Raw genomic sequence first — 12,766 nt, 5'->3', positions numbered from 1 at the left:
CCGTGAACAGACGTAATTTTATTAAAGCAGCCTCCTGCGGGGCATTGCTGACGGGCGCACTGCCGTCTGTCAGTCATGCGGCTGCTGAAAACCGCCCGCCAATTCCGGGATCGCTGGGGATGTTGTACGACTCGACCTTGTGCGTAGGCTGTCAGGCTTGCGTCACCAAGTGTCAGGATATCAACTTCCCTGAACGTAACCCGCAAGGGGAACAGACCTGGTCGAACAACGACAAACTGTCGCCGTACACCAATAACATTATTCAAGTGTGGACCAGCGGCACGGGCGTCAACAAAGACCAGGAAGAGAACGGCTACGCGTACATTAAGAAACAGTGTATGCACTGCGTCGATCCGAACTGTGTCTCTGTGTGCCCGGTCTCTGCACTGAAAAAAGATCCGAAAACCGGCATTGTCCATTACGACAAAGACGTGTGCACCGGCTGCCGTTACTGCATGGTTGCCTGTCCGTACAACGTGCCGAAGTACGACTACAACAACCCGTTTGGTGCGCTGCATAAGTGCGAGCTGTGCAACCAGAAAGGTGTGGAACGTCTCGATAAAGGCGGTCTGCCTGGCTGTGTAGAAGTATGCCCGGCGGGCGCGGTGATTTTTGGTACGCGTGAAGAGCTGATGGCGGAGGCGAAAAAACGTCTGGCGCTGAAGCCTGGTAGCGAATACCACTATCCGCGTCAGACGCTGAAATCTGGCGACACTTACCTGCACACGGTGCCGAAATATTATCCGCATCTGTACGGCGAGAAAGAGGGCGGCGGTACTCAGGTTCTGGTACTGACGGGTGTGCCTTATGAAAATCTCGACCTGCCGAAACTGGACGATCTTTCTACCGGTGCGCGTTCTGAAAATATTCAACACACCCTGTATAAAGGCATGATGCTACCACTGGCCGTGCTGGCGGGCTTAACCGTGCTGGTTCGTCGCAACACCAAAAACGACCATCACGACGGAGGAGACGATCATGAGTCATGATCCACAACCGCTGGGCGGCAAAATCATCAGTAAACCGGTCATGATTTTTGGACCGTTAATCGTCATCTGTATGCTCCTGATTGTGAAGCGTCTGGTGTTCGGTCTGGGCTCTGTCTCTGACCTGAACGGCGGCTTCCCGTGGGGCGTGTGGATCGCGTTTGACCTGCTGATCGGCACCGGCTTCGCCTGTGGCGGCTGGGCGCTGGCGTGGGCGGTATACGTCTTTAACCGTGGACAATACCATCCGCTGGTGCGTCCGGCGCTGTTGGCGAGTCTGTTCGGTTACTCACTGGGTGGCCTGTCGATCACTATCGACGTGGGTCGCTACTGGAACCTGCCGTACTTCTACATTCCGGGTCACTTCAACGTGAACTCGGTACTGTTCGAGACGGCGGTCTGTATGACCATCTACATCGGCGTGATGGCACTGGAGTTTGCTCCGGCATTGTTTGAACGTCTGGGCTGGAAGGTTTCTCTCAAGCGTCTGAACAAGGTGATGTTCTTCATCATTGCACTTGGCGCGCTGCTGCCGACTATGCACCAGTCTTCAATGGGGTCGCTGATGATCTCGGCGGGCTACAAAGTGCATCCGCTGTGGCAGAGCTATGAAATGTTGCCGCTGTTCTCGCTGCTGACGGCGTTCATCATGGGCTTCTCGATTGTCATCTTTGAAGGTTCGCTGGTGCAGGCGGGTCTGCGTGGCAACGGTCCAGATGAAAAGAGCCTGTTCGTCAAGCTGACCAACACCATCAGTGTGTTGCTGGCGATTTTCATCGTGCTGCGCTTTGGCGAGCTTATCTATCGCGACAAGCTGTCGTTAGCGTTTGCCGGTGACTTCTACTCCGTGATGTTCTGGATTGAAGTCCTGCTGATGCTCTTCCCGCTGGTCGTTCTACGTGTGGCGAAGCTGCGTAATGATTCCCGCATGTTGTTCCTGTCGGCACTGAGCGCGCTGTTAGGTTGTGCAACCTGGCGTCTGACCTATTCGCTGGTGGCATTCAACCCGGGCGGCGGTTACGCCTACTTCCCGACCTGGGAAGAACTGTTGATTTCTATTGGTTTTGTGGCTATTGAGATTTGCGCTTACATCGTACTCATTCGTCTACTGCCGATACTTCCTCCTTTAAAACAAAACGATCATAATCGTCATGAGGCGAGCAAAGCATGAGCCAGAGAATTACTATTGATCCGGTAACCCGAATTGAAGGGCATTTACGCATCGATTGCGAAATCGAAAATGGCGTCGTTTCGAAAGCATGGGCTTCCGGTACCATGTGGCGCGGCATGGAAGAGATCGTGAAAAACCGCGATCCGCGCGATGCATGGATGATTGTGCAACGTATCTGTGGCGTATGTACTACTACTCACGCGCTGTCTTCCGTCCGTGCGGCAGAAAGTGCGCTGAATATCGACGTTCCGGTTAACGCGCAATACATCCGTAACATCATTCTGGCTGCGCACACCACGCATGACCATATCGTTCATTTCTATCAGCTTTCGGCGCTGGACTGGGTGGACATCACTTCTGCACTGCAAGCTGATCCAACCAAAGCCTCCGAAATGCTGAAAGGCGTTTCGACCTGGCATCTGAACAGCCCGGAAGAGTTCACTAAAGTTCAGAACAAGATCAAAGATCTGGTTGCCAGCGGTCAGTTGGGTATTTTCGCCAATGGCTACTGGGGTCACCCGGCGATGAAACTGCCGCCGGAAGTGAACCTGATTGCGGTAGCGCACTACCTGCAGGCGTTGGAGTGCCAGCGTGACGCTAACCGCGTTGTGGCGCTGCTGGGCGGTAAAACGCCGCACATTCAGAACCTGGCGGTAGGTGGTGTCGCGAACCCGATCAACCTCGACGGTCTGGGTGTGCTGAACCTTGAGCGCCTGATGTACATCAAGTCCTTCATTGACAAGCTGAGCGACTTTGTTGAACAGGTTTATAAGGTTGATACCGCAGTTATTGCCGCGTTCTACCCGGAATGGCTGACGCGCGGTAAAGGTGCGGTGAACTACCTGAGCGTGCCGGAATTCCCGACCGACAGTAAAAACGGCAGCTTCCTGTTCCCGGGCGGCTACATTGAGAATGCGGATCTGTCCTCGTATCGTCCGATCACTTCTCATTCCGATGAATACCTGATCAAAGGCATTCAGGAAAGCGCGAAGCACTCCTGGTATAAAGACGAAGCGCCGCAGGCACCGTGGGAAGGTACCACCATTCCGGCTTATGATGGTTGGTCTGACGACGGGAAATATTCCTGGGTGAAATCACCGACTTTCTACGGCAAAACGGTAGAAGTGGGTCCGCTGGCTAACATGCTGGTGAAACTGGCGGCAGGTCGCGAATCTACCCAGAACAAACTGAATGAAATCGTTGCGATTTATCAGAAACTGACTGGCAACACGCTGGAAGTGGCGCAGCTGCACTCCACGCTGGGCCGTATTATTGGTCGTACCGTTCACTGCTGCGAATTGCAGGATATCCTGCAAAATCAATACAGTGCACTGATCACCAATATCGGCAAAGGCGATCACACCACCTTTGTGAAGCCGAACATTCCGGCAACGGGCGAGTTCAAAGGCGTTGGCTTCCTCGAAGCGCCGCGCGGTATGCTCTCTCACTGGATGGTGATCAAAGACGGTATCATCAGCAACTACCAGGCGGTTGTTCCATCAACCTGGAACTCTGGTCCGCGTAACTTCAATGATGACGTCGGTCCTTACGAGCAGTCGCTGGTGGGTACACCGGTTGCCGATCCGAATAAACCGCTGGAAGTGGTGCGCACCATTCACTCCTTCGACCCGTGCATGGCCTGTGCGGTACACGTAGTGGATGCTGACGGCAACGAAGTGGTTTCAGTGAAGGTTCTGTAATGCGTATTTTAGTCTTAGGGGTCGGCAATATTTTGCTGACCGATGAAGCCATCGGTGTGCGGATTGTTGAAGCGTTAGAGCAACGATACATTCTGCCGGATTATGTTGAGATCCTCGATGGCGGCACGGCGGGAATGGAGCTGCTTGGCGACATGGCAAATCGCGATCATCTGATTATTGCGGATGCCATTGTCTCGAAAAAGAACGCGCCGGGAACGATGATGATCCTGAGGGATGAAGAAGTTCCGGCGTTGTTTACTAACAAAATCTCTCCGCATCAGCTTGGCCTGGCCGACGTATTGTCGGCCCTGCGCTTCACCGGCGAGTTTCCGAAAAAGCTGACGCTGGTCGGCGTGATCCCGGAATCACTGGAGCCGCACATCGGCTTAACGCCGACGGTAGAAGCGATGATTGAACCTGCGCTTGAGCAGGTTCTGGCTGCGTTGCGCGAATCAGGCGTGGAAGCTATCCCACGGGAGGCTGCTCATGACTGAAGAGATAGCAGGTTTCCAGACCTCCCCGAAGGCGCAAGTACAGGCAGCGTTTGAAGAAATTGCCCGGCGTTCGATGCACGATCTCTCTTTTCTGCATCCTTCAATGCCGGTGTATGTTTCCGACTTTACGCTGTTCGAAGGTCAGTGGACGGGGTGTGTGATCACCCCGTGGATGCTGAGTGCAGTTATCTTCCCCGGCCCGGATCAACTCTGGCCGCTGCGCAAAGTGAGTGAAAAAATCGGTCTGCAACTGCCGTATGGCACTATGACCTTTACCGTTGGCGAACTGGACGGTGTGTCGCAATACCTCTCCTGTTCGCTGATGTCGCCGCTTTTGCACAGCATGTCGATTGAAGAGGGCCAACGCCTGACGGATGACTGCGCGCGAATGATCCTTTCGCTGCCAGTCACTAATCCGGATGTACCACATGCAGGGCGTCGCGCCCTGCTGTTTGGTCGCAGGAGTGGCGAAAATGCATGAGTTGTCGCTTTGCCAGAGCGCCGTTGAAATTATCCAACGGCAGGCGGAGCAGCACGATGTTAAGCGCGTCACCGCCGTGTGGCTGGAAATTGGCGCGCTCTCCTGCGTTGAGGAGAGCGCCGTCCGTTTTAGTTTTGAAATTGTCTGCCAGGGAACGGTGGCGCAAGGGTGCGATTTACATATCGTCTATAAACCCGCCCAGGCCTGGTGTTGGGATTGCAGCCAGGTGGTGGAGATTCATCAGCACGATGCGCAGTGTCCGCTCTGTCATGGCGAGCGGTTGCGCGTCGATACCGGCGATTCGCTGATCGTCAAAAGTATTGAAGTTGAATAACCGGAGTTAACAATGTGTATTGGCGTTCCTGGCCAGGTGCTGGCTGTCGGTGAAGATATTCACCAGCTTGCGCAGGTTGAAGTATGTGGTATCAAGCGCGACGTGAATATTGCCCTGATTTGTGAAGGTAACCCTGCCGATCTGCTGGGTCAGTGGGTGCTGGTGCACGTCGGATTTGCCATGAGCATCATCGACGAAGACGAAGCCAAAGCCACATTAGACGCGCTGCGCCAAATGGATTACGACATTACCAGCGCGTGATGATTAAAGTCGGATGCGGTGTCATGGCATTCCCAGGCATGATAAGACGCGGCAGCGTCGCATCAGGCATTGTGCCTGATTGCCGGATGCGGCGTGAACGCCTTATCCGGCCTACATCGGTCTGGATGGCTTGCTGCGACGAACGCTAACCATTACCCCTGACGCTTATCTTCCGTATTTGTCTCGAAATCACTGGCGTCATGGCGCTCATGCAACTGCTCGTTCAGCGGCCCGTTGGTGCGGTTAACAATACGCCCACGTTTCACTGCCGGACGTTCGCCCACTTCTTTCGCCCAGCGTTGCACATGCTTATAACTGCCCGCATCAAGAAACTCTGCGGCATCATACACACCACCTAACACCACGTTGCCAAACCACGGCCAAATCGCCATATCCGCAATGGTGTACTCGTCTCCCGCAACAAACTTATACTGCGCCAGTTGCTTATCCAGCACGTCGAGCAGGCGCTTGGCTTCCATGGTAAAGCGGTTGATGGCGTACTCAATTTTCACCGGCGCGTAATGGTAAAAGTGGCCAAAACCACCGCCGAGGAACGGCGCAGCCCCCTGTAACCAGAACAGCCAGTTCAGCGTTTCGGTACGCTTCGCCAGATCCTGCGGCAGGAAGTAGCCAAATTTCTCGGCCAGATAAAGCAGAATCGATCCTGACTCAAACACGCGGATCGGCGGGTTATGCGTATGATCGCGCAGAGCGGGAATTTTCGAGTTCGGGTTCACTTCGACAAAACCGCTGGAGAATTGATCGCCATCGCCAATGCGAATCAGCCACGCGTCGTACTCTGCGCCGGTGACGCCCAGCGCCAGCAGCTCCTCAAGCATAATCGTTACTTTCTGACCGTTCGGCGTTCCCAGCGAATAGAGTTGCAATGGGTGCTTGCCAACAGGCAGCGTTTTTTCATGCGTCGGACCAGAAACCGGGCGATTGATATTGGCGAACGCGCCGCCAGCGGATTTATCCCACGTCCAGATTTTCGCGGGCTGATAAGTATTGTCTGCCATAGTGAGTTGCCTTCTGAGTGGTAGTGTTGAAGCAGTGTAGCAGGTCACTTGCTGTACAGAATGTGAATTTTTTAACCCTTTGCGCCAGCCGCTGCGTTGAGGTGTATGATAAGTCTAACCTCTGTCCGGTTAATGTCGCTGAGCAGGTAATCAGAGCACAACAATTACGCCAACTGCTTAGGTTGTATTGTTAAAGGTAAAGTGATGAGCAAAGGAACGACCAGCCAGGATGCCCCGTTCGGGACGTTATTGGGCTACGCCCCCGGTGGTGTAGCAATCTACTCTTCAGATTACAGTTCTCTCGATCCGCAGGAATACGAAGATGACGCCGTATTCCGTAGCTATATCGACGACGAATATATGGGCCACAAATGGCAATGCGTTGAGTTTGCTCGCCGTTTTCTCTTTCTGAACTACGGTGTGGTCTTCACTGACGTGGGCATGGCGTGGGAGATTTTCTCGCTGCGCTTCTTGCGTGAAGTGGTTAATGACAACATTCTGCCATTGCAGGCATTTCCTAACGGTTCGCCGCGTGCGCCGGTCGCGGGCGCGCTTCTCATCTGGGATAAAGGCGGTGAATTTAAAGACACCGGCCATGTTGCCATCATTACGCAATTACATGGCAACAAAGTCCGTATTGCCGAACAGAACGTGATTCATTCCCCGTTGCCGCAAGGGCAACAGTGGACGCGCGAGCTGGAGATGGTGGTCGAAAACGGCTGCTATACCCTCAAAGACACCTTTGATGACACCACTATTCTGGGCTGGATGATTCAGACGGAAGATACCGAATACAGCTTGCCACAGCCGGAAATTGCAGGCGATTTGTTGAAGCTCAGCGGAGCTCGACTGGAAAACAAAGGCCAGTTTGACGGTAAATGGCTGGATGAAAAAGATCCGCTGCAAAACGCCTACGTGCAGGCGAACGGTCAGGTGATCAATCAGGATCCGTATCATTACTACACCATTACGGAGAGCGCCGAACAGGAACTGGTTAAAGCCACCAACGAGCTGCACCTGATGTATCTTCACGCTACCGATAAAGTGCTGAAAGATGACAACCTGCTGGCGCTGTTCGACATTCCGAAAATCCTCTGGCCGCGTTTGCGCCTCTCCTGGCAGCGTCGTCGCCACCATATGATCACCGGTCGTATGGATTTCTGTATGGATGAACGTGGCCTGAAGGTCTATGAATACAACGCCGATTCAGCCTCTTGTCATACTGAAGCGGGCTTGATCCTCGAACGCTGGGCGGAGCAGGGCTATAAAGGCAATGGCTTCAATCCGGCGGAAGGGCTGATTAACGAACTGGCTGGCGCGTGGAAACACAGTCGCGCGCGTCCGTTTGTCCATATCATGCAGGACAAAGATATTGAAGAGAACTATCACGCTCAATTTATGGAGCAGGCGCTGCGACAGGCGGGCTTTGAAACGCGTATCTTGCGCGGGCTAGATGAACTGGGCTGGGATGCTGCCGGGCAATTGATTGATGGGGAAGGGCGACTGGTTAACTGCGTCTGGAAGACCTGGGCGTGGGAAACCGCGTTTGATCAGATTCGCGAAGTCAGTGATCGTGAATTTGCCGCAGTGCCGATTCGTACCGGTCATCCGCAAAATGAAGTACGACTGATCGACGTTCTGCTGCGCCCGGAAGTGCTGGTCTTTGAACCGCTGTGGACGGTGATCCCTGGCAACAAAGCGATTCTACCAATTCTCTGGTCGCTGTTCCCGCATCATCGTTATCTGCTGGATACCGATTTCACGGTTAATGATGAACTGGTGAAAACCGGTTACGCCGTGAAACCGATTGCTGGTCGCTGTGGTAGCAATATCGACCTGGTTAGCCATCATGAAGAGGTGCTCGACCAAACCAGCGGTAAATTTGCCGAGCAGAAAAATATCTACCAGCAACTGTGGTGCCTGCCAAAAGTGGACGGTAAATACATTCAGGTATGTACCTTCACCGTGGGCGGCAACTACGGCGGGACGTGTTTGCGCGGCGATGAATCTCTGGTCATCAAAAAAGAGAGTGATATTGAACCGTTAATTGTGCTGAAAGAGTAATAGACTTTTTCGCAAACCCGTGCTGATTATCAAAAATAATCAGCACGGAAAATCGTTCATGGAATGCTCAAAATATTGAATATTGAAATACATTAAGTTAATAAATTCACAATATGAATGTATTAATGATTGAAATGATTCGCCATTAATTATTTCTTAAAATTTTAAATAGCAACTTATTATCTGATACTAAAGAAATAACACTCTTTTTATCGTCAAAAATGATATTTCACTTTGCCCACGCCGTTAAAGTCACTGATAATGCGTCCGTTCGTAAATTCAAAATGGCGTAATCTAATATATGCTAAATTTATTTGTTGGCCTTGATATATACACAGGGCTTTTGTTATTACTTGCTCTGGCATTTGTGTTGTTCTACGAAGCAATCAATGGTTTTCATGACACGGCGAATGCGGTGGCAACCGTTATTTATACTCGTGCCATGCAGCCACAGCTTGCCGTGGTAATGGCGGCATTTTTTAACTTTTTTGGCGTGTTATTGGGCGGACTTAGTGTCGCTTATGCCATCGTCCATATGTTGCCAACCGATTTGCTGCTGAATATGGGGTCAACCCACGGTCTGGCGATGGTCTTTTCCATGCTGCTAGCGGCGATTATCTGGAACCTGGGAACGTGGTTCTTTGGTTTACCGGCCTCAAGTTCGCACACATTGATCGGCGCGATTATCGGCATCGGTCTAACTAATGCGATGTTAACCGGTTCATCGGTGATGGACGCGTTAAATCTGCGTGAAGTGACCAAGATTTTCTCCTCGCTGATTGTCTCCCCAATTGTGGGGCTGGTGATTGCGGGAGGACTGATTTTCCTGCTGCGCCGTTTCTGGAGTGGGACGAAAAAGCGTGACCGTATTCACCGCATTCCTGAAGATCGCAAAAAGAAAAAAGGCAAACGTAAGCCGCCATTCTGGACGCGTATTGCCCTCATTGTTTCCGCTGCGGGCGTGGCATTTTCGCACGGCGCGAATGACGGGCAGAAAGGGATCGGTCTGGTGATGCTGGTACTGGTGGGGATTGCCCCTGCTGGTTTCGTCGTCAATATGAATGCGTCCGGCTATGAAATTACCCGTACCCGCGATGCCGTCATCAACTTCGAACACTATCTGCAACAGCACCCTGAACTGCCGCAGAAGTTGATTGCGATGGAACCTCCATTGCCTGCGGCATCGACTGATGGCACGCAAGCGACGGAGTTTCACTGTCATCCGGCAAATACCTTTGATGCGATTGCGCGCGTCAAAACGATGCTGCCGGGTAATATGGAAAGCTACGAGCCGTTAAACGTAAGTCAACGCAGTCAGCTACGCCGTATTATGCTTTGTATCTCTGATACCTCTGCGAAGCTGGCGAAACTGCCAGGCGTTAGCAAAGAAGACCAGAGCCTGCTGAAAAAACTGCGCAGCGATATGTTAAGCACCATTGAGTACGCTCCGGTGTGGATAATCATGGCGGTGGCTTTAGCACTCGGTATTGGCACCATGATTGGCTGGCGCCGTGTAGCGATGACCATCGGTGAGAAAATTGGTAAGCGTGGCATGACGTATGCGCAAGGGATGGCGGCGCAGATGACGGCGGCAGTATCAATCGGTCTTGCCAGCTATATTGGGATGCCTGTTTCCACAACTCACGTACTCTCTTCTGCGGTGGCGGGGACGATGGTGGTAGATGGCGGTGGGTTACAGCGTAAAACGGTAACCAGTATCCTGATGGCGTGGGTGTTTACCTTACCGGCGGCAATTTTTCTGTCTGGTAGTCTGTACTGGATTGCATTGCAGCTTATCTAACCTTCCTGAAAATGCCCGATTCTGGCGATCGGGCATTTTCATCTCTGATTAGTGATATCCCCGCGCGGTCATAAAATCCGTTATCGCTTTTTCTGCGTCAATCAGTACCTGTTCCAGCGGCTGATTGGCATCAACATCAACCAGTTGTGCTCCGCCAAAAGTTAACTGCGGGGTGACCGCAATTTTCCTCGCCAGCGATTCCCGTTTATGGTCGGGTTTACGCGCGCAGGCAACGTCCAGATCAACATTGAGTTTGATAACCAAATCAGGTTTATAGCTCGCCATCCAGTGAAATGCTTTACGTTCCTGACTTGCCAGCCATGACACAAACCGGCCGCCTTCAACGTTAGGCGGGAACACCGTACCATCATAAGCGCCAGGAATCTGGTCCTGCGGATAACGGTCGGTTAAAACAATTAACCCGCGACGACGACAGGCAAGCATATGACGAAAGCGCAGTAAGCGGCGGGCGACAAACGCTGTAATTACCAGCGCCGGAACTGGCCCAGGCAATTTTTTCGCTGTTTTCACTTTATTGCGTTCAATAGATTTATTAAGCGACTTTCCCATTAAGGGCATTTTTACCACTGCACGACCGACATTTCCGGCTTGTTTTCCAAGATGAACTCTTTCGGCGGCACCATATTTTTCGACAACGGTAATGAGATGTTCACATACCGTTGACTTGCCTGAACCATCGCTACCAATAACGGCAATTAATGGAGGAATTATTGACTGCATGAATATATCCTTAAATTTAAATACCCATCCAAAATATTTATTTGATTAATATGTTTTAATGAAAGCGTAATTCAGGTCAATGCCACAATTAACCATTGTCACAATAAGGTTGAACGGATATTCTGAGCACGGACCACGTAATATTCAATACATTATTTGCTGCCGGGTTTTTCGTGAATCAACGTAATATGTCAATAATTAATTCCACGCCAGTACGTGTTATTGCCATTGTGGGGTGTGATGGTTCAGGTAAATCGACCCTCACGGTAAGCCTGGTGAATGAACTGGCAGCACAAATGCCCACAGAGCAAATTTATCTCGGGCAATCATCCGGGCGAATTGGCGAGTGGATTGCACAGCTCCCAATTATTGGCGCACCTTTTGGGCGTTATTTGAGGGGGAAAGCGGCCAACGTACATGAAAAGCCCTCAACACCGCCCGGCAATATTACCGCGCTGGTTATCTATTTGCTTTCCTGCTGGCGGGCATACAAGTTTCGCAAAATGTTGAGAAAAAGCCAGCATGGCTTTTTGTTGATTACCGACCGTTACCCGCAGGTTGAAGTCCCTGGCTTTCGTTTTGATGGCCCGCAACTGGCTAAAACTAAAGGCGGTAATGGCTGGGTAAAAATGTTAAGGCAACGCGAGTTGAAGCTGTACCAATGGATGGCGTCTTATTTGCCCGTATTGTTGATTCGTCTTGGCATTGATGAACAAACCGCGTTTTCGCGTAAACCTGACCATCAACTGGCGGCGTTACAGGAAAAAATCGCCGTTACGCCGCAGCTGACGTTCAACGGCGCCAGGATCCTTGAACTGGATGGTCGGCAACCAGCCGATGAAATCCTGCAAGCGTCACTACGTGCAATTCACGCCGCACTTTCCTGATCACCAAAATGGATAGGGGATGATTTAAAGAATGGATGCACTACAAACGCAAGCTGTTAACAGCACTACCGCGCCGCAGCCCAGCTACATTCCGGGGCTAATTGCGGTGGTCGGGTGCGATGGCACCGGTAAATCTACGCTGACCACCGATCTGGTGAAATCATTGCAACAGCACTGGCAAACCGAGCGGCGCTATCTGGGGCTGCTCTCGGGCGAAGACGGCGACAAAATCAAACGATTACCGTTGGTTGGTGTCTGGCTGGAGCGGCGACTGGCGGCAAAATCCTCGAAAACCCAAAGCATGAAAACTCGCTCTCCGGCGCTCTGGGCGGCGGTGATTATGTACTGCTTCTCGCTGCGAAGAATGGCGAATCTGCGTAAGGTCCAGCGACTGGCGCAAAGCGGCGTTCTGGTGGTCAGCGATCGCTTTCCGCAGGCGGAAATTTCCGGTTTTTATTATGACGGGCCGGGGATTGGCGTCGAGCGCGCGACCGGGAAAATCAACCAACTTCTGGCGCAGCGCGAGCGACAGTTATACAAACAAATGGCGCAGTACCGTCCTGAATTAATCATTCGTTTGGGGATTGATATTGATACTGCCATCTCCCGCAAGCCTGACCATGACTATGCCGAATTGCAGGACAAAATCGGAGTCATGTCGAAGATTGGCTATAACGGCACAAAAATTTTAGAGATTGATTCCAGAGCGCCCTACAGCGAAGTGCTGGAACAGGCACTGAAAGCGGTTTCTCTGGTTGCCATCGTTTCTGACCGCCGAAGTTTGACTTAAGGCAGGCAGGATATTTTTCATTTTTCAACGATAAGGT

General features: G+C 51.9%; 13 protein-coding genes. 11 read left to right on the top strand and 2 right to left on the bottom strand.

The window, feature by feature from the left end; all coding sequences use genetic code 11:
• Positions 1 to 2 precede the first annotated feature (2 nt).
• From hybA to hybG, 7 genes are read left to right on the top strand one after another with little or no spacing between them, the layout of a single operon-like run.
• Positions 3 to 989: a hydrogenase 2 operon protein HybA gene (gene hybA / locus FEM44_RS06040; protein ID WP_001081870.1), complete on the top strand. Its 987-nt coding sequence runs from the start codon at positions 3 to 5 to the stop codon at positions 987 to 989.
• Positions 979 to 2,157: a Ni/Fe-hydrogenase cytochrome b subunit gene (gene hybB / locus FEM44_RS06035; protein ID WP_000017694.1), complete on the top strand. Its 1,179-nt coding sequence runs from the start codon at positions 979 to 981 to the stop codon at positions 2,155 to 2,157. The genes hybA and hybB overlap by 11 nt, the downstream gene beginning before the upstream one ends.
• Positions 2,154 to 3,857 (top strand): hydrogenase 2 large subunit, encoded by a 1,704-nt coding sequence (hybC, locus tag FEM44_RS06030; protein WP_000083065.1) that lies wholly within the window; start codon positions 2,154 to 2,156, stop codon positions 3,855 to 3,857. Before hybB ends, hybC begins: the two co-directional genes overlap by 4 nt.
• Entirely contained in the window at positions 3,857 to 4,351 is a 495-nt protein-coding gene (locus FEM44_RS06025) for a HyaD/HybD family hydrogenase maturation endopeptidase (RefSeq protein ID WP_001221938.1), read from the top strand. The genes hybC and FEM44_RS06025 overlap by 1 nt, the downstream gene beginning before the upstream one ends.
• A complete protein-coding gene (gene hybE, locus FEM44_RS06020; RefSeq protein ID WP_000134008.1) occupies positions 4,344 to 4,832 on the top strand; it encodes a hydrogenase-2 assembly chaperone in 489 nt (162 codons plus the stop codon). The genes FEM44_RS06025 and hybE overlap by 8 nt, the downstream gene beginning before the upstream one ends.
• A complete protein-coding gene (hypA, locus tag FEM44_RS06015; RefSeq protein WP_000544957.1) occupies positions 4,825 to 5,166 on the top strand; it encodes a hydrogenase maturation nickel metallochaperone HypA in 342 nt (113 codons plus the stop codon). Before hybE ends, hypA begins: the two co-directional genes overlap by 8 nt.
• 12 nt (positions 5,167 to 5,178) lie before the next feature.
• A complete protein-coding gene (hybG, locus tag FEM44_RS06010) occupies positions 5,179 to 5,427 on the top strand; it encodes a hydrogenase maturation factor HybG (RefSeq protein ID WP_000334896.1) in 249 nt (82 codons plus the stop codon).
• Positions 5,428 to 5,579: 152 nt separating this feature from the next.
• Here the strand turns inward: hybG and yghU are convergent, their stop codons facing one another.
• Positions 5,580 to 6,446 (bottom strand): glutathione-dependent disulfide-bond oxidoreductase, encoded by an 867-nt coding sequence (gene yghU, locus FEM44_RS06005; RefSeq protein WP_135524019.1) that lies wholly within the window; start codon positions 6,444 to 6,446, stop codon positions 5,580 to 5,582.
• A 204-nt stretch (positions 6,447 to 6,650) separates the two neighbouring features.
• Here yghU and gss point away from each other — a divergent pair, with 204 nt between their 5' ends.
• Both gss and pitB read left to right on the top strand, forming a co-directional pair.
• Positions 6,651 to 8,510 carry a bifunctional glutathionylspermidine amidase/synthase gene (gene gss / locus FEM44_RS06000; protein ID WP_135524020.1) on the top strand — a complete coding sequence of 620 codons (1,860 nt, stop codon included), beginning with the start codon at positions 6,651 to 6,653 and terminating at the stop codon, positions 8,508 to 8,510.
• A gap of 301 nt (positions 8,511 to 8,811) precedes the next feature.
• Positions 8,812 to 10,311, top strand: a complete 1,500-nt coding sequence (pitB, locus tag FEM44_RS05995) for an inorganic phosphate transporter PitB (RefSeq protein WP_135524021.1) — start codon at positions 8,812 to 8,814, stop codon at positions 10,309 to 10,311.
• 48 nt (positions 10,312 to 10,359) lie between these two features.
• On the opposite strand, the gene FEM44_RS05990 is transcribed toward pitB, so the two are convergent.
• Positions 10,360 to 11,052, bottom strand: coding sequence for a dTMP kinase (locus FEM44_RS05990; RefSeq protein ID WP_135524022.1), 693 nt, complete (start codon positions 11,050 to 11,052; stop codon positions 10,360 to 10,362).
• A gap of 173 nt (positions 11,053 to 11,225) precedes the next feature.
• On the opposite strand from FEM44_RS05990, the gene FEM44_RS05985 reads away from it, so the two are divergent.
• Together FEM44_RS05985 and FEM44_RS05980 are read left to right on the top strand one after the other, a co-directional pair.
• A complete protein-coding gene (locus FEM44_RS05985) occupies positions 11,226 to 11,939 on the top strand; it encodes a dTMP kinase (protein WP_135524023.1) in 714 nt (237 codons plus the stop codon).
• Between the two features lie 31 nt (positions 11,940 to 11,970).
• Positions 11,971 to 12,729 (top strand): hypothetical protein, encoded by a 759-nt coding sequence (locus tag FEM44_RS05980; RefSeq protein ID WP_135524024.1) that lies wholly within the window; start codon positions 11,971 to 11,973, stop codon positions 12,727 to 12,729.
• The last annotated feature ends 37 nt before the right edge of the window (positions 12,730 to 12,766 follow it).

This window comes from Escherichia sp. E4742, assembly GCF_005843885.1.
Lineage (GTDB): Bacteria > Pseudomonadota > Gammaproteobacteria > Enterobacterales > Enterobacteriaceae > Escherichia.
This window is presented reverse-complemented; position numbering and strand designations above follow the sequence as displayed.